General features: G+C 73.2%; 18 protein-coding genes. 9 read left to right on the top strand and 9 right to left on the bottom strand.

What is annotated here, in order from left to right; genetic code table 11:
• Window positions 1-138: 138 nt before the first annotated feature.
• Entirely contained in the window at window positions 139-1,500 is a 1,362-nt protein-coding gene (locus ACFY7C_RS34475; RefSeq protein WP_389658759.1) for a phosphomannomutase/phosphoglucomutase, read from the bottom strand.
• A gap of 89 nt (window positions 1,501-1,589) precedes the next feature.
• The gene (locus ACFY7C_RS34470) at window positions 1,590-2,024 is read right to left on the bottom strand and encodes a DUF3499 domain-containing protein (protein ID WP_389658819.1); all 435 of its coding nucleotides are present in this window, start codon (window positions 2,022-2,024) and stop codon (window positions 1,590-1,592) included.
• A 305-nt stretch (window positions 2,025-2,329) separates the two neighbouring features.
• On the opposite strand from ACFY7C_RS34470, the gene ACFY7C_RS34465 reads away from it, so the two are divergent.
• The gene (locus ACFY7C_RS34465; RefSeq protein ID WP_389658816.1) at window positions 2,330-2,743 is read left to right on the top strand and encodes a metallopeptidase family protein; all 414 of its coding nucleotides are present in this window, start codon (window positions 2,330-2,332) and stop codon (window positions 2,741-2,743) included.
• A gap of 137 nt (window positions 2,744-2,880) precedes the next feature.
• On the opposite strand, the gene ACFY7C_RS34460 is transcribed toward ACFY7C_RS34465, so the two are convergent.
• The 3 genes from ACFY7C_RS34460 to ACFY7C_RS34450 all read right to left on the bottom strand — a co-directional run bounded on the left by ACFY7C_RS34460 (window position 2,881) and on the right by ACFY7C_RS34450 (window position 8,663).
• Complete coding sequence (locus tag ACFY7C_RS34460) at window positions 2,881-4,407, bottom strand: DUF5719 family protein (protein WP_389658756.1); 1,527 nt, start codon at window positions 4,405-4,407, stop codon at window positions 2,881-2,883.
• Window positions 4,404-8,168 (bottom strand): glycosyltransferase, encoded by a 3,765-nt coding sequence (locus ACFY7C_RS34455; RefSeq protein WP_389658753.1) that lies wholly within the window; start codon window positions 8,166-8,168, stop codon window positions 4,404-4,406. Before ACFY7C_RS34455 ends, ACFY7C_RS34460 begins: the two co-directional genes overlap by 4 nt.
• A 231-nt stretch (window positions 8,169-8,399) precedes the next feature.
• A complete protein-coding gene (locus ACFY7C_RS34450) occupies window positions 8,400-8,663 on the bottom strand; it encodes a WhiB family transcriptional regulator (RefSeq protein WP_345487777.1) in 264 nt (87 codons plus the stop codon).
• 701 nt (window positions 8,664-9,364) lie between these two features.
• On the opposite strand from ACFY7C_RS34450, the gene ACFY7C_RS34445 reads away from it, so the two are divergent.
• The 3 genes from ACFY7C_RS34445 (at window position 9,365) to ACFY7C_RS34435 (ending at window position 12,382) form a co-directional block, all read left to right on the top strand.
• On the top strand, window positions 9,365-9,946 hold the full coding sequence (locus ACFY7C_RS34445) for a cysteine dioxygenase (protein ID WP_389658750.1): 582 nt from the start codon (window positions 9,365-9,367) through the stop codon (window positions 9,944-9,946).
• 13 nt (window positions 9,947-9,959) lie between these two features.
• The gene (gene cofD, locus ACFY7C_RS34440; RefSeq protein ID WP_389658747.1) at window positions 9,960-10,952 is read left to right on the top strand and encodes a 2-phospho-L-lactate transferase; all 993 of its coding nucleotides are present in this window, start codon (window positions 9,960-9,962) and stop codon (window positions 10,950-10,952) included.
• Window positions 10,953-11,050: 98 nt separating this feature from the next.
• Window positions 11,051-12,382 (top strand): coenzyme F420-0:L-glutamate ligase, encoded by a 1,332-nt coding sequence (locus tag ACFY7C_RS34435; protein ID WP_389658813.1) that lies wholly within the window; start codon window positions 11,051-11,053, stop codon window positions 12,380-12,382.
• Between the two features lie 18 nt (window positions 12,383-12,400).
• Here ACFY7C_RS34435 and ACFY7C_RS34430 read toward each other — a convergent pair whose 3' ends face one another.
• The 3 genes from ACFY7C_RS34430 to ACFY7C_RS34420 form a co-directional block, all read right to left on the bottom strand.
• Entirely contained in the window at window positions 12,401-13,387 is a 987-nt protein-coding gene (locus ACFY7C_RS34430; protein WP_389658744.1) for a DNA-3-methyladenine glycosylase family protein, read from the bottom strand.
• A gap of 168 nt (window positions 13,388-13,555) precedes the next feature.
• Window positions 13,556-14,638, bottom strand: coding sequence for a sugar phosphate nucleotidyltransferase (locus ACFY7C_RS34425; protein ID WP_389658741.1), 1,083 nt, complete (start codon window positions 14,636-14,638; stop codon window positions 13,556-13,558).
• 113 nt (window positions 14,639-14,751) lie between these two features.
• Window positions 14,752-16,269, bottom strand: coding sequence for an N-acetylmuramoyl-L-alanine amidase (locus ACFY7C_RS34420; protein WP_389658738.1), 1,518 nt, complete (start codon window positions 16,267-16,269; stop codon window positions 14,752-14,754).
• A 136-nt stretch (window positions 16,270-16,405) separates the two neighbouring features.
• Between ACFY7C_RS34420 and ACFY7C_RS34415 the strand changes: the two genes are divergently transcribed.
• From ACFY7C_RS34415 to ACFY7C_RS34400, 4 genes are all read left to right on the top strand, one after another.
• Complete coding sequence (locus tag ACFY7C_RS34415) at window positions 16,406-17,161, top strand: TIGR03089 family protein (RefSeq protein ID WP_389658735.1); 756 nt, start codon at window positions 16,406-16,408, stop codon at window positions 17,159-17,161.
• Window positions 17,162-17,413: 252 nt separating this feature from the next.
• Window positions 17,414-18,556, top strand: coding sequence for an LCP family protein (locus ACFY7C_RS34410; protein WP_389658732.1), 1,143 nt, complete (start codon window positions 17,414-17,416; stop codon window positions 18,554-18,556).
• 245 nt (window positions 18,557-18,801) lie between these two features.
• Window positions 18,802-20,553 (top strand): LCP family protein, encoded by a 1,752-nt coding sequence (locus ACFY7C_RS34405; RefSeq protein WP_389658729.1) that lies wholly within the window; start codon window positions 18,802-18,804, stop codon window positions 20,551-20,553.
• A gap of 110 nt (window positions 20,554-20,663) precedes the next feature.
• The gene (locus ACFY7C_RS34400; protein WP_389658726.1) at window positions 20,664-22,412 is read left to right on the top strand and encodes an LCP family protein; all 1,749 of its coding nucleotides are present in this window, start codon (window positions 20,664-20,666) and stop codon (window positions 22,410-22,412) included.
• 92 nt (window positions 22,413-22,504) lie between these two features.
• Here ACFY7C_RS34400 and ACFY7C_RS34395 read toward each other — a convergent pair whose 3' ends face one another.
• Window positions 22,505-23,506: a glycosyltransferase family 2 protein gene (locus tag ACFY7C_RS34395; protein ID WP_389658723.1), complete on the bottom strand. Its 1,002-nt coding sequence runs from the start codon at window positions 23,504-23,506 to the stop codon at window positions 22,505-22,507.
• Window positions 23,507-23,813: 307 nt separating this feature from the next.
• On the opposite strand from ACFY7C_RS34395, the gene ACFY7C_RS34390 reads away from it, so the two are divergent.
• Window positions 23,814-25,193, top strand: coding sequence for an LCP family protein (locus ACFY7C_RS34390; RefSeq protein WP_389658720.1), 1,380 nt, complete (start codon window positions 23,814-23,816; stop codon window positions 25,191-25,193).
• Window positions 25,194-25,202 lie beyond the last annotated feature (9 nt).

The raw sequence follows: 25,202 nt of genomic DNA, 5'->3' as shown, positions 1-25,202 counted from the left end.
CAAGGGCGCCGTCCCGTTGTGCCCACCCGTCCCGCCCCAGCGGAACGAATACCCACCACGGGGGGCGTCCCGTCGGGGCGGCGCCGCCCACAACGAACGGCGGTGCGGGGCCCGGGGCCCCGCACCCACCACACGTCCTTACGCGCGGACCAGGGCCAGGACCTCGTCGCGGAGGGCGGTCATCGTGGAGGCGTCGCGAGCCTCGACGTTGAGGCGGAGGAGGGGCTCCGTGTTGGAGGCGCGGAGGTTGAACCACCAGTCGGCGGAGCCGACGGTGAGGCCGTCGAGCTCGTCGAGGGTGACGCCGTCGCGGTCGGCGAAGGCGGCCTTCACGGCGGCCAGGCGGGCGTTCTGGTCGGCGACCGTGGAGTTGATCTCGCCGGAGGAGGCGTAGCGGTCGTAGGCGGCGACGAGGCCGGACAGCGGGCCGTCCTGGCCGCCGAGGGCCGCGAGGACGTGGAGCGCGGCCAGCATGCCGGTGTCCGCGTTCCAGAAGTCCTTGAAGTAGTAGTGCGCGGAGTGCTCGCCGCCAAAGATCGCGCCGGTCTTCGCCATCTCCTCCTTGATGAAGGAGTGGCCGACCCGGGTGCGGACCGGCGTGCCGCCGTTCTCGCGGACGACCTCCGGGACGGACCAGGAGGTGATCAGGTTGTGGATGACGGTGCCGCCGGGGTTCTTGGCGAGTTCGCGGGCGGCGACGAGGGCGGTGATCGCCGACGGGGAGACCGGGTCGCCGTTCTCGTCGACGACGAAGCAGCGGTCGGCGTCGCCGTCGAAGGCGATGCCGAGGTCGGCGCCCTCGACGCGGACGCGGTCCTGGAGGTCGACGATGTTCTTCGGGTCGAGCGGGTTGGCCTCGTGGTTGGGGAAGGTCCCGTCGAGCTCGAAGTACATGGGGACGAGGTCGAGCGGCAGACCGCCGAAGACGGTGGGGACGGTGTGGCCGCCCATGCCGTTGCCGGCGTCGACGACGACCTTCAGGGGCCGGATCGAGGTGAGGTCGACCAGGGACTTCAGGTGGGCGGCGTAGTCCTGGAGCGTGTCGCGCTCGGTGATCGTGCCCTCGGTCGCCGCCGGCTCCGGGGCGCCCTCCTCCGTCCAGCGCTCCACGAGGGCGCGGATGTCGGCGAGGCCGGTGTCCTGGCCGACGGGGGCGGCGCCGGCGCGGCACATCTTGATGCCGTTGTACTGCGCCGGGTTGTGGGAGGCGGTGAACATCGCGCCGGGCAGGTCGAGCTGACCGGAGGCGAAGTAGAGCTGGTCGGTGGAGCAGAGCCCGATCAGGGTGACGTCGGCGCCGAGGCGGGTCGCGCCGCGCGCGAAGGCGGTGGCGAGGCCGGGCGACGAGGGGCGCATGTCATGGCCGACGACGATGGCCTCGGCCTCGGTGACGCGGACGAACGCGGCGCCGAACAGCTCGGCCAGGGTCTCGTCCCACTGATCCGGCACCACCCCGCGGACGTCGTACGCCTTCACGATCTGCGACAGATCAGCGGCCACGGTCAACCCTCCTGAAGTCTCGGCATGCGGTGCACGCGCGGATACGGCGCGCGTACGGAACGCCCAAACTACCCGGGAGAGGTCCTTGATCAGTTCTCGGGGGAACGCAGCACCCTCAGGTGACCCCGACGGCCGACCTCCACGGGGTCGCCGCCGCGGCTGCCCTTGCCGAGGCCGCCGGCCTCGGCCGCCCTCTCCTGGGGGCGGGCCGCCTCCCGCACCGCGTTGGCGAGGGCTTCGAGGTCGTCGCCGCTGGGCCGGGAGGGGGCGGAGCCGTCGGAGAGCCGCACGACCTCCCAGCCGCGCGGGGCGGTGAGGCGCTCGCTGTGCTCGGCGCACAGGTCGTAGCAGTGGGGCTCGGCGTAGGTGGCGAGCGGGCCGAGGACCGCAGTCGAGTCGGCATAGACGTACGTCAGTGTCGCGACGGCAGGGCGGCCGCACGCGGTGCGCGAACAGCGACGTACAGGGCTCACGACGTTGGACGGTACCGCACTCTTGAGCGGGCCGCGACGACTCTCCCCCAGGTCACTCCACCGTGTCGCGGTGTGACGTCCGCCACGGACCGGCCGCGGTCGGCCGTTCTGACCTGCGGGAGCGGTGGGGCGGGCGGCCGCGGGCGGCACGCGATCCGGACAGTGGCAGGGGGAAATCCGGTCAACCACAGCCAGATGGCCGATCGCCGGGGCTGCGGAATTCGAGCCGTTCACCGGCCGGAACGATCGGTTTCCGACAGCCGGGGCTGCCGCGCGCCCCCGTGAGCGGCTTCCCGGACCGGTCGCGGAACACCGGGGAGAGTTACGCTGCGTCAGTGACCGACACCACCGACAGCATGGAGAGTCCCGCGCCGCGCGTGCGGCGCCGTGACCGGCACGGCCGGGGCATGCGGGGGCCGGTCGCCCCACCGCAGGTCCCGCTGTCCGCGAGCCGGGCGGACACCTTCCGCGATCTGGTCCTGGATTCGGTGGAGCGCCTCGAGCGGCGCTGGCCGCAGCTGGCGGACGTGGAGTTCATGGTGATGGAGGTCCCTCCGGCGGTGACCAGCGAGACGGTGCCGCTGGGCGGCTCGATCCCGGCGGAGAAGAACGAGCCGGCCCGGGTCGTCGTCTACCGCCGCCCGGTCGAGATCCGCTCCAAGAGCCGCGACGAGCGGGCGCTGCTGGTCCACGAGGTGGTCGTGGAGCAGGTGGCGGACCTCCTGGGCCTCTCCCCCGAGTCCGTCGACCCGCGCTACGGGCAGGACTGACCCTCACGCGCCGGACCTCTGCAGCGTCGGAGAACCTCCGAAGCGTCGGAGGACCTCTGACGCTTCAGGACCCCCGACGCACGAACTGACCCCCTTACGGGTGGAGCGCGCCACCCGTAAGGGGAGCGAAGGGGCCGTCAGTCGTCCAGGACCGACAGGTCCTGGCGTGCCTCGGGGACCTGGACGGTGCCGCGGTCGTCGTTCAGCGGCTGGACCGTGAACATCGGGATGCCGTCCTGCGCCAGCTCCAGCATGCGGGCGGCGTGCACGGGGCCGCCCGAGAGCCGTTCGACGGTCAGCGCGTAGGAGCCCTTGAGGCCCTCGGGGAGCGGTGCGGCCAGCGAGACCGTGGTGCCCGCCTTCACGGTGACGTTCTTGGTGACCGGGGTGCCGCCCTGGGAGCCGGCCGAGGCCGTGATCCGCACCTCGGCGGTGGCGCCGGGGGCGGTCAGGGTCAGGGTGGAGCCCTTGGACCGGTTGTCGGCGACGGTCGCCCGGCCGTCGATCGCGGCGGTGGCGGGGATGAACGCCACCTCCTGCTTGTCGCCCTTGCCGCGGACCACCCGCAGCGCGGCCACGACCGGCGTGGCCTTCTTCGGGTCGGACGGGGTGAGCAGCAGCGAGCCGGGTTCGCCGCGCGTGAGGTCGGGCAGGTCGACGGCGGCGGTCATGCCGGACTTCACGTGCAGGGCGCCGGCGCTCGCCGGGACGATGGTGCCGGTCGGGGTGACCAGCTGGACCTTCAGGTCGGCGTCGGCGTCGCCCGGCGCGTAGGCCACGAGCCGCACCGAGGTCGCGTCGGCCGGGATGCCGGGCAGGACGGCGGTGCCGGCCGGATCGGCGGAGGCCGGCAGCCAGTCGCTGCCCAGCTTCTCGTCGGCCGAGCCGACGACCGCGCCGACGCGTCCGCTGCGGGTGGTCACGTGGACGGTGAGGTCCTGCGCGGCGGGGTCGGTGGTGAGGGTGGAGAGCAGCACCGGGACGCTGGAGTGGGCGGGGACCGGGATGCCCTCGGTGATCTGGGACGTGAGCGCGCCCTCGGGGCCGTACAGCTCGATGTCGGCGACGGCGGCGGTGTCGTCGGGGTTGGTGAGGTGGACGTAGTCCTGGCGCTGCTTGGCGGTGGAGGCGGCCGGGAACCAGAAGTCGGTGTCCGGGGCGGTGCAGCTGACGCCGAGCACGCCGCGCGAGCCGCCGGCCGGGACGACGGTGGTCTGCTGGACGGTCCAGCCGGGGGCGAGCGCGCCGTTGGCCGAGCCGGTCAGGGCGGGCGCGGCGGGGCCGTTCGCCGCGGCGGTGACGGGCGCGCCCGGCTTGGTGACCGTCGCGGGCGCCTTGGGCGGCTTGGGCTTCTTGGCCGGAGGCTCGCCCGGTGTGCCGGCAGCGGCGGCGGGCAGCAGCGCGGCCTTGGCCGACTGCGCCTGTGACGGGGCCCGCTCGCCCGCCGTGCCCTTGGAGACGGGGGTGTACGAGGTGTACGTGCTCTCCGCCACCTCCGAGGTGCTGGGCACCGGGCAGAGGAGGGTGGAGCGCTCGACCGGCAGCGGGAGGCGGGCCTCGAGGGTCTGCGTCGTGAGGCCGTCGGGGGCGGTCAGGGCGGCCACGCCGGTGACGGCGGCGAGGGTGGTGACGACCGCGATCAGGGAGAGGGTGGTGCGCTTCACTGGTTGCTGCTCCCGTCGGGACGCTGCCGCTGCTCGTAGCCGTACGGGTCGTACGCCTGCTGCTCGTAGCCGTTCTGCTGCTCGTAGCCGCTCTGCTGGTCGTAGCCGCTCTGCTGCTCGTACCCCTCGTAGCCGCTCTGGCCCTCGTAGCCGTTCTGGCCGGCGTACGGGTCGTACTGCTGCTGCGGGTACTGCTGGGGGTCGTACTGCTCGCTCTGGCCCTGCTGGTCGTAGCCGCTCTGCTGCGGGTACTGCTGCTGGGCGTAGGGGTCGTAGGGCTGCTGCCCGTACGGGTCCTGGCCCTGGCCCTGGTAGTAGCCCTGCTGCTGAACGGCGGCGTACCGGTCGTCCCATTCGGGCTGCGGCTCGTACTGCGGCTGCTCCGGTACGGGGGCGGGCTCGGAGGACGGCTCCGTCGCTTCCGCTTCCGCGGCGGCCTCCGCCTCGGCGGCGGCGCGCAGGCGGCGGGCGCGGCGGCCGTCGCCCTCGGCGGCCGGGGCGGGGACGGCGAGCTCCTCGTCGGGCAGGTCGTCGTCGATGTCGCGCCTGCGGCCCGGCAGGGCGAGGACGAGCAGCACGAGGGCGAGGCCGACCTGCGTCCAGATCCACACGGTGTGGGTGAACGGCTCCTCGTAGGTGAGGTCGAGGCGGCCGGCGTCGGCGGGCAGTTCGAAGCCCTGGGCCCAGCCGTCGACGGTGGTGGGCGTGAGCTCCTTGCCGTCGAGGGTGGCCGTCCAGCCCTCGTCGGCGCGGTCGGCGAGGCGCAGGACGCGGTCGGCGGGCCCGGCCGGGATGTCGGTGTGGGCCTCGACGGGGCCGGCGGCGACGGTGACCGGCCGGTCGGGTCCCTCCGCCGGGCCGCTGTCCGCCGCCTTCGTGCCGCCCGGGACGATGGTGATGCGGGCGACCTCGCGGTCGACCCGCCACAGGGCGCTGCCGTCGAGCTGGCTGAGCCGGGAGAGGCCGGGGGTGGAGTCGAGGACGCGGCTCATGGAGCGCGGCGACCCGTCCCGTACGAGGACGTAGCGGATCGCGAAGCCGCTGAGCTCCTGGGTCTGGTCGGCGCCGGAGCCGGCGACGAGGTGGGCGACGACCTTGTCGAGGCGGGGGTCGCTGCCGCCGGTCGCGGCGAGTTCGGCGTCGCCGAGACGGCCGCCGGAACCGCGGACCAGGGTGTAGGACACCTGGCCGGGCGCGCTGCCGCCGAGGACGAGGGTGCGGGCCTGGTCGCGGGTGCCGCTCTCCTCGGCGACGAAGGCGGGGACCTGGACCGGGTCGCGGCGGGTGAGCGGGCCGTCGGCGCCGCCGATCATCCAGCCGGCGGCGGCGACGACCGGGCCGAGGGCGCAGGCGAGCGCGACGAGCGCGGCGACGGGCTGGCGCCAGCCGAAGCCGTGGGCGGCGACGCGGGTGCGGCCGCCTTCGGCGCCGATCATGCCGGCGGCGAGCAGGGCCGCGCCGTAGACGAGGGTGGCGGGTCCGGCCCAGCCGGTCTCCGCCTCGCCGGCGCCGTTGGTGAGGACGGCGAAGAGGAGTCCGGCGAGGGCGGCGGTCCAGGCGGCGCGGACGGCGAAGGCGCGCTCCTCGCGCAGCAGCGCGCCGAGCGCGGCGAGCAGCAGGCCGATGAGGACGATTCCGCCAGTGGCGCCGGGGCCGCCGGGGCTGGTGCCGAGCAGGTCGAGCGCGGAGGCCGTGCCCGTACGGATGTCGAGGCCGGCCTCGCGCAGGAAGGCGGAGGGGCTGGTCAGGAGCGACAGGGACCAGGGGGCCAGGACGAGGAGCGGGGTGCCGACGGCGGCGAGGAAGCGCAGTCCGTAGGCGGTGATGTCGTCGCGGCGCAGGACGAGCACGCCGATGCCGAGGACGACGGCGAGCGGCCAGACGACCGGGGTGAACGCCATCGCGAAGGTGAGGAGGAAGGTGTACGCCCAGGTGGCACGCCAGCTTCCGCGCTCGGCACCCCCGCGTTCGGCGCTGCCGCGCTCGGTGCCGGCGCTTTCGCCTCCGCCACCGCGTCGCAGGCCGTGGGCGGCGACGGCGGCGCGGGCGAGGAGCGGCAGCAGGATCGCGAGGACGGCGGTGCCGAGCCGGCCGGCGGCGAGGGCGCCGGTGGCGGCGGGCAGGAAGGCGTAGGCGATGGCGCCCCAGGCACGCAGCAGCCGGGACTCGACGATGCCGCGGGAGGCGAAGTACGCGGTGCAGCCGGCCAGCGGGACCGAGCAGACGAGCAGCAGGGTCAGCGCGAAGGAGGTCGAGCCGAGGAAGAGCGCGGACAGCGCGGCCAGGACGGCGAGGTAGGGCGGGGCGCTCTGGGTGCCGCCGGTGCCGATGGCGTGCCAGCCGTCGGCGTAGCGCGACCAGAGACCGGAGACGCTGTCGGGGGCGGGCAGCAGGGCGCCCCCGGCGAGGGAGCCGCCGCCGAAGAGGTTGCGGCAGGCGACGACGGAGACGACGAGCAGCAGGGCGAAGAGGACGGGCCCGGGCTTGCGGGCGATCTTCTTCAGCCGGGCGAACTGCTCGATCTCCAGGTAGTCGGCGTCGTCGCCGCCGGGGCCGGACTCGACGACGCCGTGGCGGGAGCCGCCGGAATCGGCGTCGGAGCCGCCGAAGTGGGAGGCGACCTGTTCGGCGGTGGCGCGCACGGTGGCGCCGGGTGCCGGGAAGAGCGAGCGGAGCTCGCTCGCCGGGACGGCGGGGTTCTTGCGCCGCTTGCGGGCGGCGAGGATCTTCTCGGGCCGCAGCAGGGTGGCGAGCAGACCCATGACCTCGTCGACGGCCTGGCCGGGCGCCTTGCCGACGAGGTAGGCGAGGGTGCGCAGCAGGGTACCGAGGACGAGGCGGACGAACACGTACGGCAGGGCGGCGCCGCGGGTGTTGGCGAGCAGCGTGTAGACGGCGCCGGCCTTGTCGACGCGGTGCGGGTTGGCGGCCGTGCGGCCGGCGCAGTCGACGGTGCGGCGCTCGCGGGCGGAGGCCTCGGCGTGACGCAGCACGGCGTCGGGGGCGACGAGGACGCGGTGGCCGGCGGCGTGGGCGCGCCAGCACAGGTCGACGTCGTCGCGCATGAGGGGCAGGCGGCGGTCGAAGCCGCCGAGTTCCTCGAAGACGTCGCGCCGGATCAGCATGCCGGCGCTGGATACGGAGAGGACGGAGCGGATCTGGTCGTGCTGGCCCTGGTCCTGTTCGCGGCGGTCGAGGCCGGTCCAGCGGCGGCCGCTGCGGGCGATGGAGACGCCGACTTCGAGGAGCTGCTTCCTGTCGTACCAGCCGCGCAGCTTGGGGCCGATGACGGCGGCGTACGCGTCGGAGTCGGCGACGCGCAGGAGTTCGGCGAGCGCGCCGGGCTCGGGGGCGCAGTCGTCGTGGAGCAGCCAGAGCCACTGGACGGGCTCCCCGTGCGGGAGTTCGGGCAGGTCGTAGGCGTCGTCGCGCCAGGTGCGGGTGACCGGGTCCCAGCCGCTGGGCCGCTTCAGATAGGGGAGGTCCTCGGGGCCGAGGACGGGCGCGGTGCGGGCGGCCTCCTCGACGGCGGCGCCGAATCCGGTGCGGCGCGCGAGGTGGAGGACACGGTCGTCGCCGAGGGCGTCGGCGAGGAGCCGCGCGGAGTCGTCGGCGCTGCCGGTGTCGGCGGCGACGGCGTTCTGTACGGGGCGCTCCTGGGCGAGAAGCCCGGCGAGGGCGTCCGGCAGCCAGCGGGCGCCGTCGTGGGCGACGAGCACGGCGGTGACGACGTGTCGCGGAAACTCAGGAGTTGAGGACATCGAGCTACGGGCCCTCCGGCCGGGGGTCGCCCGCGAGGGGCGGGGGGAGCGTCTCGGACGGAGGCCCACACTAACGGCTGGCGCGCGAACGGTCCGCCGCCTGTGGACAGAGCACAGGGTGCGGACCGTTCGTCGCTCGTTCGTCGTTCGTTCGTTGTGTACGTCTTTGCGTACGGGTTTGCGTACAGCTTTGTGTGCAGCTTTGTGTACGGGTCCGGCGGATGGCCGGATTCAGACGGCGGCCTTCTTCAGGCGGCGGCGCTCCCGCTCGGACAGGCCGCCCCAGATACCGAAGCGCTCGTCGTTCTGCAGCGCGTATTCGAGGCATTCGGAGCGGACCTCGCAGGCGAGGCAGACCTTCTTGGCCTCGCGGGTCGAGCCGCCCTTCTCAGGGAAGAAGGACTCGGGGTCGGTCTGGGCGCACAGCGCGCGCTCCTGCCAGCCGAGTTCCTCGCCCGCGTCCTCGACCAGCAGTTCCTGGAACAACTCGGTCATGTGCGCCCCTCGTCCGTCTTTGCGTCCCCGTGATGTTGCCGTTTCCGATTCCGGATCGATCCGGCCGAACGACACGAGTGAAATTACAAGTTCGTGCTCTGTGCGAGTCAAGCCGAGATCTGCTATTGGGCCCCGTATTCACTCTGCGGAACCAAGCCTATGCGGAAAGTGTTCAAATCACCAAAAACCTGACACATGCCACCGGCCTGGGTGCACCGCCACGCCCCACAGGAAGGACGTCCGAGACTTGGATCTTGTTGCGATCCAGCCACGGAAGCGATCCGGATCACAGTCTGATCACGAGACCCCCACCGTGTTTACGGCCACGGATGCTGCGCCATGTCTCCTGGTCACGCGGTGCACAAACCTTTCTCCGGGCACAGTAACCGGATGAGGTGAAACATTGCCCCCATATCGGGCATTGAGTTGACAGTCGGGTGTCTCTCCCGCCACTTTGGTGGCATGCCAGCGACCACAGCGCCCGCCGCGACCCACGCCCGTGGGTTCCGCCGCGCTGTCCAGGCGCGCTGTTGCTGTTGCTGTCCCAGCTGTTGACGCGCGCCTTTCCTCCTGCGCTCCGGCTTCCCACCAGGCCCTCCCACGGCCGTCGCGACGCTCCCGTCGCACCATCTGTGCCCCGCCCTTCTGCCCCGCCCTTGCTCTGCGACACCCCAGCACTCCTGCCGAGGAACCACCGCACCATGAACATGGACAGCGACCTTCAGATCGCCGGCGACATCCTTGAGGTCCCGCACCTCCTGCAGCCCGCCCGCGAGCACCCCGCCACCGTGGCCGAGTTCGTCGGTCTCGCCCGCGAGATCGCCGCCGACCGCGCCCTGTGGGCCCCCTACGTCGAGTACGACGCCACCACCCGCTGGTACCACCGGCTGCGCACCGGACCCGGCTACGAGGTCTGGCTGCTCTCCTGGCTGCCCGGCCAGGGCAGCGGAAGCCACGACCACGGCCCCTCCTCCGGCGTGGTGACCGTCCTGGAGGGCGAGCTGACGGAGCGTACGAAGCGGGGCGACCGGACGCTCGCGCCCGGCGCACAGCAGGTCTTCGCGCCCGGTTACGTCCACGAGGTCGTCAACGACTCCCTGGAGCCGGCCGTCAGCCTGCACGTCTACTACCCGGGGCTCACCGAGATGCCGATGCACGAGTCGGTGCGGGAGCAGTGCGCGTCGGCCGCCGGTGCGGTGGGGACCGGTGCCGTGGCCGCCGGTGCGGTGGGGACCGCTTCCGCCCCGGTCGCCCCGGTCGCCCCGGGAGTCGTACCCGCCTGACAGACTGCACCGCATGCGCATTGTGGTTCTGGCCGGTGGCATCGGTGGTGCCCGCTTCCTTCGCGGCCTCAAGCAGGCCGCGCCCGACGCGGAGATCACGGTCATCGGCAACACCGGTGACGACATCCATCTCTTCGGCCTCAAGGTCTGCCCCGACCTCGACACCGTGATGTACACCCTCGGCGGTGGCATCAACGAGGAACAGGGCTGGGGCCGCGAGGACGAGTCCTTCACCGTCAAGGAGGAGCTGGCCGCGTACGGGGTCGGGCCCGAGTGGTTCGGCCTCGGCGACCGCGACTTCGCCACCCACATCGTCCGCACCCAGATGCTGGGCGCCGGCTATCCGCTGAGCGCAGTCACCGAGGCGCTCTGCGACCGCTGGCAGCCCGGCGTCCGGCTGATCCCGATGTCCGACGACCGCGTCGAGACGCACGTGGCGATCGACGTGGACGGCGAACAGCGGGCCGTGCACTTCCAGGAGTACTGGGTGAAGCTGCGCGCCTCCGTGGACGCGCGGGCCGTCGTGCCGGTCGGCGCGGAGCAGGCCAAGCCCGCCCCGGGCGTCCTGGAGGCGATCGCCGAGGCCGACGTCATCCTCTTCCCGCCGTCCAACCCGGTGGTGTCCGTCGGCACGATCCTCGCCGTCCCCGGCGTCCGGGAGGCCGTGGCCGCCGCGTCCGCGCCGGTCGTCGGCCTCTCCCCCATCGTCGGCGACGCGCCGGTGCGGGGCATGGCCGACAAGGTCCTCGCGGCCGTCGGCGTCGAGGCCACGGCGGCGGCGGTCGCCCGCAACTACGGCTCCGAGCTGCTCGACGGCTGGCTCGTCGACACCGTCGACGCTGGCGCGGTCGCGGACGTCGAGGCGGCGGGCATCCGCTGCCGCGCGGTGCCGCTGATGATGACCGACCTGGACGCGACGGCCACGATGGCCCGCGAGGCGCTGGCCCTTGCGGCCGAGGCCGGCGAAGCCGGCGAGGCGGACGAGGCGGACGGAGCCGGCGCGTGACCGGGACGGAGGCGGGGGCCGTCCGGGGAACCGGACAGGACGCCGACGCTGCTCCTGGTGCGACGGTTGGAGGGACGGCCGACGCGGTGGCCGGCGAGGTGGTCGGCCAGGCCGTGAACGGCGCCGGGGAGGAATCCGCCCGGTTCGAGGTGTGGGCCCTCACCGGCCTGCCCGAGGTCGGCGCGGGCGACGACATCGCCAAGCTGATCGCCTCCGTGTCGCCGGGCCTCGTCGACGGGGACGTCCTCCTCGTCACCTCGAAGATCGTGAGCAAGGCGGAGGGGCGGGTGATCGCCGCCGACGACCGCGAGGAGGCGATCGACGCCGAGACCGTACGGGTGGTGGCGCGGCGCGGGCCGCTGCGGATCGTCGAGAACCGGCAGGGGCTCGTCATGGCCGCCGCCGGGGTCGACGCCTCCAACACCCCGGCCGGCACGGTCCTGTTGCTGCCCGAGGACCCGGACGCCTCGGCCCGCCGGATCCGCGACGGGCTGCGCGAGGCACTCGGCGTCGAGGTCGGGGTGCTCGTCACCGACACCTTCGGGCGGCCCTGGCGCAACGGCCTCACCGACGTGGCCATCGGCGCCGCCGGGGTGCGGGTCCTGGACGACCTGCGGGGCGGGACCGACTCCCACGGCAACGAGCTGAACGTGACCGTCGTCGCCACCGCCGACGAACTCGCCGCCGCGGGCGACCTGGTGAAGGGCAAGGCGGCCGGCCGGCCCGTCGCCGTCGTCCGCGGGCTGCCGCACGTCGTCGCCGGCGACGCGGAGCCGGGTGCCCGGACCCTCGTACGCGACGCGGCCGACGACATGTTCCGGCTCGGGACGTCGGAGGCGGTCCGCGAGGCGGTGACGATGCGGCGCACCGTACGGGAGTTCACCGACGACCCGGTCGATCCCGGTGCGGTACGGCGGGCCGTGGCCGCCGCCGTCACGGCGCCCGCCCCGCACCACACCACCCCGTGGCGCTTCGTGCTCCTGGAGTCGGCCGCCTCACGGCTGCGGCTGCTCGACGCGATGCGGGACGCGTGGATCGCGGACCTGCGGGCGGACGGGAAGTCCGAGGAGTCGATCGCCAGGCGGGTCCGCCGTGGCGACGTCCTGCGCAACGCGCCGTACCTGATCGTGCCCTGCCTGGTCATGGACGGCGCCCACCACTACGGCGACCCGCGCCGGGACGCAGCCGAGCGCGAGATGTTCGTGGTCGCGGCGGGCGCGGGCGTGCAGAACCTGCTGGTCGCGCTCGCCGGCGAACGGCTCGGTTCGGCATGGGTGTCCTCGACGATGTTCTGCCGTGACGTCGTACGGGACGTGCTCGGGCTGCCGGAGGACTGGGACCCGATGGGCGCGGTCGCCGTCGGCCGGCCCGCCGCGCCGCCGAAGGAGCGGGCGGTCCGGCGGGCGGGGGCGTTCATCGAGGTGCGGTGAGCTCGGTGAGCTCGGCTCTCAGATGGACCTGATGTCGCCGGGCGTCATCCGGGGCGCCCGGCGGGGCGGAACGCGGCCGCTGAGCAGGATCAGGCGGGCGGCCCGGTGGCGCTGGCCCTCGTAGGGGGCCAGCAGCTCCAGCATCGCCGTGTCGTCGGCCGTACGGTCGCCCGCGAGGGCCCAGCCGACGATGCCGGGCAGGTGCAGGTCACCGGTCGTGACCTCGTCCGGGGCACCGTTGCTGCGCTGGATCGTCTCCGCGGAGGTCCAGGGGCCGATGCCGGGGATCAGTTCGAGGCGTCCGCGGGCGTCGGCCGGTGCCATGTGGGCGGCCTCCTCCAGGCGGGCCGCGACCCGGGCGGCGCGCACGATCGTGGCGGAGCGCTTGCCGTCGACGTTGGCGCGGTGCCACTCCCAGGACGGGATCATCGCCCACGTACGGGCGTCGGGCATCACGTGCATGCCGTCCGGGGCGGGGCCGGGGGCGGGCTCGCCGTACTTCCGTACGAGCAGCCGCCAGGCGGCGTACGCCTCGTGCGTCGTGACCTTCTGCTCCAGGATCGACGGGATCAGCGACTCCAGTACGAGGCCGGTGCGGGTGAGGCGCAGGCCGCGGCGGGCGCGGTGGGTGAGGACGAGCAGCTTGTGGCGGGGGACGAAGGCGGTGGGGTCGTCGTCGGCGCCGAGGAGTGCGGGGAGCCGGTCCAGGAGCCAGGGGCCGCCGGGGCCCCACGCCTCGGCCTCCGCCGCGCCGCCCCGGAGCCGGACCCTGAGCGTCCCGGCGCCGTCCGGGGTGCGACTGGCCCGCCAGACGGAGCCGTCGGCCGTGACCCGGAAGGTGGGGTCGGCGGGGCCGCGGCGGAGGGGGCCGAGCGTGAGGCCGAGGTCGAGGTCGTCGGCGTGCTCGTGGCTGCGGGTGTGGCTGCGGGTGTGGGGTACGGGGATGTGGCCGCCGCGGATGGTGGTGCGCGTGGTGGGGGTGCGGGGGGCGAAACGGCCGGCCATGCGCCGAGCCTATCCGCCCCGCCCCCGATGCGGCCCCGGTGTGACGTCCCCCTCACGGGGGCGGGCGGGCACCGCCCGGCGGGGCGGCAGCCCGCACAGGCACCGGGGGCGCCGGCGCGGGGCGAAGGCCCCGCAGACGGCGTCGGCGGCGGGCGCAGGCCCGCGGGGCTACTGGTCGGAGGAGAAGCGGACCGAGGCGGGGGGGAGTTTGGCTTCGCACCAGACGCGGACGCCGTGTCTCAGCTCGTTGTCCGCCCCCACATCCGCCCCGTCACCGATGACCGCCCCCGTCAGCACCGTCCGCGCGCCGATGCGGGCGGCCGTGCCGATGAGGGAGTCGGTGATGACGGCGCCGGGCTCGACGACGGCGTCGGCCAGGACCGTGGAGCCGGTGATGCGGGCGCCGGCGCCGATGACCGCGCCGGGGCCGATGACCGTGCCGCCGGTCAGCTTGGCGTCGGGGGCGACCGTGGCCGTGTCCATGACCAGGCGGTCGCCGCAGCGGCCCGGGACCGCCGGGGACGGGGCGCGGCCGAGGACGAGGTCGGCGGAGCCGCGGACGAAGGCGTGCGGGGTGCCGAGGTCGAGCCAGTACGTGGAGTCGACCATGCCCTGGAGGTGGGCGCCGGAGGCGAGCAGCTCGGGGAAGGTCTCGCGTTCGACGGAGACCGGGCGGCCGGTCGGGATCGTGTCGATGACCGAGCGCCGGAAGACGTACGCCCCCGCGTTGATCTGGTCGGTCACGATCTCCTCGGGCGTCTGCGGCTTCTCCAGGAAGGCCGTGACGCGGCCGGTCCCGTCCGTCGGGACCAGGCCGAAGGCGCGCGGGTCCTCGACCCGGGTGAGGTGGAGGGAGACGTCCGCGCCGGAGGACTGGTGGGTGGCGACGAGGGCGCCGATGTCCAGGCCGGTGAGGATGTCGCCGTTGAAGATGAGGACCGGGTCCTCGGGGCCCGACCGCAGCCGGGAGGCGACGTTGCGGATCGCGCCGCCGGTGCCGAGGGGCTCCTCCTCGGTGACGTACTCGATGCTGAGCCCCAGCGCGGAGCCGTCGCCGAAGTACGGCTCGAAGACCTCCGCGAGGTAGGAGGTGGCGAGGACGATGTGGTCCACGCCGGCCGCCCGGGCCCTGGCCAGCTGGTGCGTCAGGAAGGGCACGCCGGCCGCCGGGACCATCGGTTTGGGCGTGTTGACCGTCAGGGGACGCAGCCGGGTGCCTTTGCCACCGACCAGGAGAATCGCTTCGGTCACCTGTCGTCTCTGCTTCCTGTTCGGGTCCGGTCTCGTCGCCGGGGTGGTGCGTCGCGCGCCGTCCGTACGATATGACCGGTCAGTTTATGCAGATGGTTGAGTCCATGACCGCATCAGCGCCTTCCCTGGTACTTCGCCGAGGTCGAACGGGCGGTGCCGAGCTTGCCGTAGAGGCGCCCGCCCGGGCACTCGGTCGCGAAGCCGTCGCGGTGTCCGGCGATCACATTGAACTTGACCTTCTTGCCCTTCTTGTAGAGGTTTCCGCCTCCTGAGGTGAGATACGTCTTGCCCTTCGGATTCACCCCGTGCAGCCCCAGCTTCCACGCGGTCAGCCGTGCGATCGCGGTGACGACGGCGGCCGGCGGGCTGGTGCTGCCGTAGCTGCCGAGGACCGCGATGCCCATGCTGTTGGTGTTGAAGCCGAGGGTGTGGGCGCCGAGCACGGGCTTGGCGACGCCGCCGGCGCGGCCCTCGTAGATGTTTCCGCACTTGTCGACGGCGAAGTTGTAGCCGAAGTCCCGCCAGCCGCTGCTCTTGACGTGGTAGCGGTAGATGCCGCGCAGCACGGAGGGGGCCTGCTTGCAGGTGTAGCGGTTGCCGGTGGCGCTGTGGTGGACGAAGGCCGCCTTGATCGTCTTGGTGTAGACGAAGCCCTTCTCGCGCATCCGCTCGTCGGCGCCCCAGCCCTTGCGGGTGATGATCTTCGGGCGCGGACCGATGTACGGCTTCGCGGCCGGTGCGGCAGGCAGCGCGGCGACCGTCTGCGCGCGGGTGAGGGCCGGGAGGACCCCGCCGGCCGCCGCCGGGGCGGCCTGGGCGGCCGGGGCGACGGCCCTGGTCCGCGGGGCGCCGGCGGCCGGTTCCGGACCGGGGTCGACGAGTTCGAGGCGCAGACCGGCCGGGAGCGCGGCCCCGGCCTCGGCCTCGGCGTGGACCTCAGGGGCGGGTCCCTCCGGGCGTACGCGGACCTCGACGCCGTCCGAGTCGCCGACCCACAGGGGCGCGGTGGCGCCGTGCAGGGCGCGTGAACGGCCCTCGCGCGAGCCGGGGTCGGCGCCGTGCTCGTCGTTGTGGGTCTCCACGTCCTGCCAGTCGGACCAGACGCCGTCCGCCGTGGCCCGGGTGCGGACCTGCACGGTGCCGTGCAGCGGGGCCCGGGCGTCGTCCCAGACCACCCCGACGAGCGAGAACGGTCTGACGTCCCGTCGGGCGAGCCCCTGACCGGCCGCCGGCTCGGCGGCCCCGAGCGCGCGGCTCCGAGGTCCCTCCGGGGCGAGCGGTTCGAGCGGCAACGACTGCGTGGAACCGGCGACGTCGCCCGAGGGCGCAGCCAAGGGCGCACCCGACGGCGCCGCCGTATCGAGCATCGCGGTACCGGACGCCGCTGTACCGGGCATCGCGGTACCGGCCGCAGGGGCGCCGGGCGTCGCGATACCGGCCGCGGCCGGGTCCGCCGGAGCGGCCGGATCAGCCGGGGCAACCGGGTCCGCCGGGCCGGCCGGATCGGTCGCGGGCCCGTGGGCGCCGGGCGGTGTCGTGACCGCGCCCAGGGCCGGGGTCGCGAGGGTGAGCGGCAGGGCGAGTGCCGCCGCACAGGTGACGGCGATCGAGGAGGCGAGGTGAACACGCATGGAGAGATCGTCCGTAGCAGGCGGGCGTTCCGCGCGGCGGGAACGGGGGCGGAAACTGACGCTCCGTCGGGCCGACCGGTGGACGGGGTCACCGGTACGGAGGACCCGACCGGCTGCCGCGCGTACGCTAGCCCGCGTGAACGCCAGCGACCGCACCCCCGCCGACCTGCTGCGATCCGCGCTCGCCGCGGACCCGTCCCGCCCCTTGGTCACTTTCTACGACGACGCCACCGGTGAACGCGTGGAATTGTCGGTGGCCACCTTCGCCAATTGGGTGGCCAAGACCGCCAACCTGCTCCAGGGCGAACTGTCCGCCTCGCCCGGCGACCGGCTCGCGCTGCTGCTGCCCGCGCACTGGCAGACCGCCGTGTGGCTGCTCGCCTGCGCGTCCGTCGGGGTGACCGCCGAGGTGGGCGGCGACCCCGCCGCCGCCGACTACGTGGTCGCGGGGCCGGACGCCCTGGAGGAGGGCCGCGCCTGCTCGGGAGACCGGATCGCGCTCTCCCTCGCCCCGCTGGGGCGCCGCTTCCCCGAGCCGCCCGCCGGATACGCGGACTACGCGGTGGAGGTGCCGAGCCAGGGCGACCGGTTCGCCCCGTTCGTACCGGTCGATCCGGGTGCGCCCGCGCTCGTCGTCGACGGTATGGAACTGACGGGCGTCCAGCTCGTCGAGCGCGCCCGCACGGACGCCGCCGAGCTGGGGCTCGGGCCGGGCGCGCGGCTGCTGACCGGGCGCTCGTACGACAGCTGGGCCGGGGTCTCGGCCGGCCTCTACGCGCCGCTCGCGGCGGGCGGATCGGTGGTCCTGTGCCGCCACCTCGACCAGCTCGGGGCGGAGGGTCTGGCCAAGCGGGTGGAGAGCGAGCGGGTCACCCTCACGCTCACGGACTGACCACCCGCCTCCCTCCCCGGCCCGCCTCGTCTCCGGCCGCCCCTCCCCCGCCCCCCGGTCTCCGACCCCGCCCCCGGCCACCCGTACGGCCCATCGACGCGCCGGGTACCCGGGCTCCGGCGCCGACTCCGGTACATGATCGGCCGGGGGGTGCTGACGCCTTCCGCAGAACCACGCGCCGGAATCGGCCGTCTCCTTCAGCGACGACGGCCGGCCGGCGCCCGAAGACGCCATCGAGGGACGGACCCAGACGTGACGGACAGCGCAGACTCGCCCGCGGAGGCCGGAGCCGAAGGCGAAGGCAGGCGCAAGCGGCACTGGCTGCGCTGGACCGCTCTCGGGGCGGCGGTCGTGGTGCTGGCCGCGGCCGGCACCGGCTGGTGGCTCTACCGCAAGCTCGACAGCAACATCACCACGGACACCACGGCCGCCGCCGAACTCCTCAAGTACGAGAAGGAGCGGCCCTCGCCGGCCGTCAAGGCGGCGCGGAACATCCTGCTGATCGGCTCGGACACGCGGGCGGGCGCCGGGAACCAGCAGTACGGGCGGGACAAGGGCACCCAGCACTCGGACACCACGATCCTGCTGCACCTCTCGGCGCGCGGCGCGGGCGCGACGGCGGTGTCCATCCCGCGCGACCTGATGGTGAGGATCCCGAGCTGCACGAAAACGGACAAGACGCGCAGTCCGGCCATGTTCGCGCAGTTCAACCTCGCGTACGACTTCGGCGGTACGGCGTGCACGATCCGCACCCTGGAGAAGCTGACCGGCATCAGGATCGACCACCACATGGTGATCGACTTCCAGGGCTTCAAGAAGATGGTCGACGCCGTGGACGGGGTGGAGATCTGCCTCAAGGAGCCGATCGACGACGCCGGCGCCCACGTGAAGCTGCCCGCCGGGCGCCAGACGCTCCGCGGGGAGCAGGCGCTGGGCTTCGTACGGGCCCGCAAGTCGCTCGGCAACGGCAGCGACACCGAACGGATGGACCGCCAGCAGCAGTTCCTCGGCGCCCTGGTCAACAAGGTGCAGAGCGACGGCGTGCTGCTCAACCCGACGCGGCTGTATCCGGTCCTGGACGCGGCCACCAAGTCCCTCACGACCGACTCCGGGCTCGACTCGATGCGGGACCTGTACGACCTGGCGCGGTCGATGCGGGCCATCCCGACCGAGAAGGTGCAGTTCCTGACGGTGCCGCGGCGCCCGTACGCGTACAACCCGAACCGGGACGAACTGGTGCAGCCCGCCGCGGACGACCTCTTCGCCCGGCTGCGGGCCGACCGGCCGGTGCCCATCCGCCCGGGCGGCACCGGCAAGCCGGAGACGGACGGCCCGAACGCGTCGGTGACGCCCTCCTTCCCGGGGCGGAACGCCGCGGAAGGGGCCTGCCGGTGAGACGTACGGGACACGATTCGTAAAGCCGTGACCAAGGGGAGGGTGGCAGTGCATGAGGTTTGAGCAAATTGCCCGGTTGTAAGGGGCGTGGAATTTGTCACGGACGTCGCCCCACGCTGAACTGGGCGGATAGTGTGACGCGATCCGGTGCACCCGACCGCGTGGTCGCGCACTCGAAGGATCGAACGACCGAGCGCCCGAGGGGGAGGCGCCTCGCGTGGCACCGACGGAGGACTCAAGTAACCGTGGACGCGCACAGCCGTGGACGGGCGGACGAGATCGACCCCGCCGACCAGTGGGTGCTCAACCCGCAGACCGGCCACTACGAACTGCGACTGGACCACTCCGCTGGGCAGTCTTCGCACACCCCGTCCCCCTCGCGCCCCGGCACGCCCGGCGTCGTCCCCCCGCCGACCCGTAGAGCGCGCGGCCGCGGGCCGCAGGACGGCGCCACCGAGACGATGCCGCCGGTCCCGGGCCAGCGCCGCCGTCGTGCCGCCGAGCCCGGCGAACGGCCCGGTCCGTCGAGCCGCCGCAAGCGGAAGCCGGAGAAGTCCCGCAAGAAGAAGGTCCTGATGTGGACCGGCGGCACCATGGCCTTCGTCCTCGTGGGCGGCGCCGCCGGCGCGTACGCGCTCTACCGGCACTTCGACGGCAACATCAACACCATCGAGATCGCGGGCGGCACCAACGGCGGCTTCAAGAAGGACGCCGCCTTCAACATCCTCCTCATCGGCACCGACAAGCGGACCGGTGAGGGCAACGGCGGCTACGGGGACAAGAACAGTCCCGGCCATGCCGACACCACGATCCTCTTCCACGTCTCCAAGGACCGGACGAACGCCACGGCGATGTCCATCCCGCGCGACCTGATGACCGACATCCCGGAGTGCGAGACCAAGCAGCCCGACGGCACCGTCAAGAAGATCCCCGCCCAGACGGGCGTCCGCTTCAACGTGAGCCTCGGCCAGTCCGGCCGCGACCCGGGCTGCACCATGCGCACGGTCAAGGAGCTCACCGGCCTGACCGTCGACCACTTCATGATGGCCGACTTCAACGCCGTCAAGGAGATGACGACGGCCGTCGGCGGCGTGAAGGTGTGCGTCGAGCGGCCGGTCAACGACCCCAAGTCGCATCTGAAGCTGCCCAAGGGCGAGTCGACGATCATGGGCGAGCAGGCCCTCGCCTTCGTCCGCACCCGCTCCAGCTTCGGCAACAAGAGCGACCTCGACCGCATGAAGATCCAGCAGCAGTTCCTGAGCTCGATGATCCGGCAGATGAAGTCGGACGACACGCTGACGTCGCCGAGCAAGCTCTACGACCTCGCCGAGGCCGCGACGAACGCCCTCACCGTCGACACCGGGATAGGGAGCATCTCGAAGCTCAAGTCCCTGGCCATGGAACTGACCGAGATCGACCCCAAGAACATCACGTTCCTGACCATGCCGGTCATCGACAACCCGAACGAGCCCACCCCGGTCACGGTCGTCCCCGACCCGGCCGAGGCGCCGCGGCTCTTCGCGATGATGAAGTCCGACACCTCGCTCACCGAGGTGAAGAAGAAGGAGCAGGACGCCAAGAACGCCCAGGCGCAGGCCGAGGCGGCGCTCCTGAAGGGCGCGCGGTCCACCGCCCGCGAGGTCCGTGTCGACGTCTTCAACGGCAGCGGCATCACGGGCGCGGCGCAGAAGACCATCGACTGGCTCCAGAACGAGCACGGCGTGACGCGGTCCAGCAACAAGAGCAACGCCCCCGAGGCGACGGCGAAGACCACGCTCACCTACGCACCGAACCAGGCCGACCAGGCCCGCAAGCTCGCGGACCTGATGGGCCTGCCCGCCTCGGCTCTCAAGCCGGGCACGCAGAACGCCGGGGAGCGCGAGCCCATGACGCTCGTCCTCGGCGCGGACTTCAAGGGCGCGGGGGTGCCCCTCACCGGTCCGGCGAAGGCGCCGGAGGGTGCGCAGACGGCAGACAAGCAGGTGTGCGCCAAGTGACCCGGCATCGCCGGGCCTTGGGCCGCACCTGAGTGACGAGGAGACCAGGGGTGGGACAGAACGGCGTGGGTAGGGAGGGGACGCGGCAACGCGTCACACAACCCCGCGACTTGGGCTGGGACGAGAGTCTCTACGAGGACGGGGCCGGCGACACCGGTCCGGGCGGACGCCCGGGCCGCGCCGTGCCCCGCTCGCGCCGCGCCCGCGGCGGCTCCGTCGACGACGGGAACGCCGTCGCCGACGGCGAGGGCGCCGGTCACGGCTCCGGTCAGGGGGCCGACGGAGACGGCCGCGGCGGGAGCGAGGCCGGAGGCCGCGCGGGTCACCGCCGGGGCGGTCCGCGGCGGCGGGCGAAGAAGGGCAAGCGCAAGGTGCTGCGCTGGGTGGCCGCGACGCTGTCGCTGCTGATACTCGGCACGGCCGGCGCCGGATACCTCTACTACAAGCAGCTCAACGACAACCTCCGCGGCGGCAGCCGCGCGGGCGGCGACAGCGGCGTGAAGAAGGCCCAGCCGAACGCGCTGGGCGACACCCCGCTCAACATCCTCCTCATCGGCTCCGACAGCCGCGAGGACGAAAAGAACGTCGCCCTCGGCGGCGGCAAGAACGAGCGGGACCGCAAGCCGCTCGCCGACGTGCAGATGCTGCTGCACGTCTCGGCGGACCGGAAGAACGCCTCGATCATCTCGATCCCGCGTGACACCGTCGTCCCGATCCCCAAGTGCACCGAGGGCGGCCAGACCTACCCGGCGACGAACACCAGGCCCATCAACGAGACGCTGAGCCGCGGCGGCCCGGGCTGCACGCTGACCACCTGGGAGACGCTCACGGGGGTCTACATCGACCACTGGATGATGATCGACTTCGCGGGCGTGGTGTCGATGGCCGACGAGATCGGCGGCGTCCCGGTCTGTGTCACCACCGGGGTGCACGACAAGTCGACCCGCACCCAGAAGGGCGGCTCCGGCCTGAAGCTGCCCCGGGGCACCACCGAGGTCAAGGGCGAGCAGGCCCTCCAGTGGCTGCGCACCCGGCACGCGTTCGGCAGCGACCAGAACCGCGCCAAGGCGCAGCACATGTACATGAACGGCATGATGAAGAAGCTCCAGGAGCAGAACGCCTGGACCGACACCGGCCGGCTCATGGGCCTGGCGGAGGTGGCCACCAAGGCGCTGATCGTCTCCGACGAGATCAAGTCGGTGAAGCGGCTCTTCGACCTGTCGATGCAGCTCAAGAACGTCAGGCTGGACCGGCTCACGACGGCCACCGTGCCGACGCAGCCCTACCCCGGGAACCCGAAGGCGTGGCTCCAGCTGAACCCGTCCTCGGCCGACAAGATGTGGTCGATGCTCCGCGACGACGTCGCCTTCGACAAGAACGGCGACCCGGCCGACGCCAAGCCGAAGCCGAGCGCCTCCGCGAAGCCGTCGGCGACCGCCGAGGCGCCCGGCTCCTTCCCGGTCACGGTCGTCAACGGCACCGCCGGCGACGGCCAGGCACCCGCCGAGGGCCGGGCCGGCTCGCTCGCCGAGAAGCTGCAGGGCAAGGGCTTCACCCGGGCCGACGCCTCCCGGGACGCCCAGCCGCGCAAGGACAGCGTGGTCTTCTATCCGAAGGACGCGGGCGACCAGGGCAAGGCGAACGCCCTGTCCGTGGCCACCTCGCTCGGCCTGCCGGCCACGGCGGTCCGCCCCGACGCCAAGGTGTCGGAGATCACCCTCGTGATCGGCTCCGACTGGCGCGAGGGCGGCACGTACAAGAGGCCGACGGTCGAGGCGGGCGACCTGCCCGAGGGCGCGTCCAGCAAGACCGACTGCATGGACGTCTACTCGGTCTACCGCTGGGACGGCAAGAGCTGACCCGCTGATCGACCGACCTGGACACGACGGTGGCCGGGCCCCCGGCGAGGGGGCCCGGCCACCGTCGTACGAAGAACGAGCGCTTCCGGCCGCTACGCCGTGACCGCCTCGCGCCTGCTCGCGATGACCTTCCTGGCCAGCGAACGCGGACTGGTGAGGAAGCCGAAGCCCCACGACATGTGCATGGTCGCCAGGGCCACCGGGATCTGCAGCCGGGCCTTCAGGGACAGGCCCTTGCCCGCCGGGACGGAGCCCGCGGTGATGGCGGCCACATAGCCGGCCGGGACCAGGAAACCGAGCGGGGTGAGCAGCGCGCCCACCACGGCACCCGCGGCGATCGCGCAGAGCGCGACCGGCGGGGCCAGATAGCGCAGGTTGATGGAACCCTCGTGGTAGCGGGCCACCACGTGCCGCCAGCGGCCGTAGTCCTTGTACTGCTTCGCCAGCGCGCGCACCGAGGGCCGCGGGCGGTACCGGACGCGCAGCTCGGGCGAGAACCAGATCAGGCCGCCGGCCTCGCGGATGCGGAAGTTCAGCTCCCAGTCCTGGGCGCGGATGAACTCCTCGTTGTAGCCGCCCTGCTGTTCCAGGGCCTCCCGGCGGAACACGCCCAGGTACACGGTCTCGGCGGGGCCGGCCGCGCCGCCCGTGTGGAAGGAGGCGTTGCCCACACCGATCCGGGAGGTCATCGCGGCCGCGACCGCGTCCTCCCAGGCGTTCTCGCCCTCGGCGTGCATGATGCCGCCGACGTTCTGTGCGCCCGTCTCCTCCAGGAGGCGGACGGCGGTCGCGATGTAGTTCGGCGACAGCATGCCGTGACCGTCGACGCGGACCACGATCGGATGGCGGGACGCCTTGATCGCCGCGTTGAGGGCGGCCGGGGTACGGCCCGTGGGGTTGGGCACGGTGTGGACCCGGGGGTCCTCACGGACGAGCTCGGCGGCGATCTCGTCGGTGCGGTCCGTGGACGGGCCGAGCGCGATCACCACCTCCATCTCGCCGTCGTACTCCTGCTCGAGGATGTGGCGGACCGAGTTGCGCAGATGCCGCTCCTCGTCGAGGACCGGCATGATCACGGAGACAGGGGGGTGCATGAAACTTCCTCGGGGGCCTGGGGGTCGCCCCCCAGAAGAATCAGGCTCGGGGGTCCGGGGGTCGTCCCCCGGGGGATGGCAGTATCGGCCGACACGTTACCGCGAACGGGGGACACGGTCGCGCGCCTCGGGTCGCGATGCGGGGTGGCGCTGATCGTATGGGCCTACGGTGCTCACGGTCCCCCCTGTCCCACCGCGGAGGTGTCCCCCGGTGCCCACACCGCCCCGCACGCCCCGTCCGCCTCGGCCCTCGGCCCGCCCCGCACCGGTCCGCCGGCGGCGCCGCCCCAGACGGCCCCGGTGGGGAATGCGGATGGCGACCACGCTCTCGGTGGTGGTGCTCGCCGCCGGAGGCATCGGGCACGCGGTGGTCACGAGCCTCGACACCGGCATCACCCGGGTCGACCCCTTCAAGGACATGAAGAACCGCCCCCAGGCCGGCCACGGGATGAACGTGCTGGTCGTCGGCACCGACGGCCGCGACCGGATCACCGAGGAGGAGCGCCGGAAGTACCGGCTCGGCGGGGCCCCCTGCCACTGCACGGACACGGTGATGCTCGTCCACATCTCCGAGGACCGGGAGCGGGCCAGTGTGGTGTCGCTGCCGCGCGACTCGTACGCCGAGATGCCCGCGCACACCGACCTCACCACCGGCCGGCACCACAACGCGCACCCGGTGAAGCTGAACGCCGCCTACGCGGAGGGCGGCCCGGGGCTCACCGTACGGACCGTCGAGTCGATGACCGGCGTGAAGATCGACCACTACCTGGAGGTCGACTTCACCAGCTTCATGAAGACGGTCGACGCCGTCGGCGGGGTGCGGATCTGCACCACCAAGCCGCTGAAGGACTCCTACACCGGGCTCGACCTGCCGGCCGGACCGCACGAGCTCGACGGCGGGCAGGCACTGCAGTACGTGCGGGCCCGCCATGTGGACGGGGCGGCCGACATCGGGCGCATGCAGCGCCAGCAGCGGTTCCTCGCCGCGCTCGTCGACCGGCTCACCAGCAGTGGGGTGCTGCTCAACCCGGTGCGGTTCCGCCAGGTCGCGGCGACCACGCTGAGCTCGGTGCGGGCCGACGAGGGCTTCGGTACGGACCAGATGCTGGCCCTGGCGAAGGCGATGCGGGGCTTCACGCCGGCGTCGTCGGAGTTCGTGTCGGTGCCCCTCGGCGACATGAGCTTCCCCGTGAAGGGGATCGGCTCGACCGTGAAGTGGGACGCGGCGAAGGCGCAGAAGCTGTTCCAGTCGCTGCGCGAGGACCGGCCCCTCGCCCCCGCCCGGCCGCCCGCCCCCGCGGGGCCCCGGCCCGCCGACGTGGACGTCGCGCCGAGGACGATCCGGGTCCAGGTCTACAACGGCACCCGCACGGTCGGGCTCGGTGGCCGGGTCGACGCGGCGCTGCGGGGCACCGGCTTCGACACGACCCGCGCCCCGAGGACCGCGGCGGGGGCGAACCGGGGACGCGCCCGCACCCTCATCGAGTACGACCCGGGCTGGGACCGCTCGGCGAAGTCCCTGGCCACCGCCCTGCCGGGCGCGGAGCTGCGCCCGGTGAAGGGCCAGGGCGGCACCCTGCGGGTGACGGTGGGCGCGGACTACAAGGGCGTGGCGCCGGTACGGGCGCGGGAGACGCAGACGGGAGAGTTCGACGCGGTCACCGGCGACCAGGTGACCTGCCCGTAATTCCGCGGC

It is taken from the genome of Streptomyces sp. NPDC012769 (assembly GCF_042901205.1).
Classification (GTDB): Bacteria; Actinomycetota; Actinomycetes; order Streptomycetales; family Streptomycetaceae; genus Streptomyces.
Note: the sequence above shows the minus strand (reverse complement) of the source record. Positions and strands in the feature narration are given on the sequence as shown.

Excerpts from the sequence above, each read along its gene's own strand:
- ACFY7C_RS34420 (WP_389658738.1), bottom strand. The coding sequence starts at position 16,269 with ATGCGTGTTCACCTCGCCTCCTCGATCGCCGTCACCTGTGCGGCGGCA.
- ACFY7C_RS34445 (WP_389658750.1), top strand. The coding sequence starts at position 9,365 with ATGAACATGGACAGCGACCTTCAGATCGCCGGCGACATCCTTGAGGTC.
- ACFY7C_RS34395 (WP_389658723.1), bottom strand. The coding sequence starts at position 23,506 with ATGCACCCCCCTGTCTCCGTGATCATGCCGGTCCTCGACGAGGAGCGG.
- ACFY7C_RS34390 (WP_389658720.1), top strand. The coding sequence starts at position 23,814 with ATGCGGATGGCGACCACGCTCTCGGTGGTGGTGCTCGCCGCCGGAGGC.
- ACFY7C_RS34430 (WP_389658744.1), bottom strand. The coding sequence starts at position 13,387 with ATGGCCGGCCGTTTCGCCCCCCGCACCCCCACCACGCGCACCACCATC.
- ACFY7C_RS34450 (WP_345487777.1), bottom strand. The coding sequence starts at position 8,663 with ATGACCGAGTTGTTCCAGGAACTGCTGGTCGAGGACGCGGGCGAGGAA.
- cofD (WP_389658747.1), top strand. The coding sequence starts at position 9,960 with ATGCGCATTGTGGTTCTGGCCGGTGGCATCGGTGGTGCCCGCTTCCTT.
- ACFY7C_RS34455 (WP_389658753.1), bottom strand. The coding sequence starts at position 8,168 with ATGTCCTCAACTCCTGAGTTTCCGCGACACGTCGTCACCGCCGTGCTC.
- ACFY7C_RS34465 (WP_389658816.1), top strand. The coding sequence starts at position 2,330 with ATGGAGAGTCCCGCGCCGCGCGTGCGGCGCCGTGACCGGCACGGCCGG.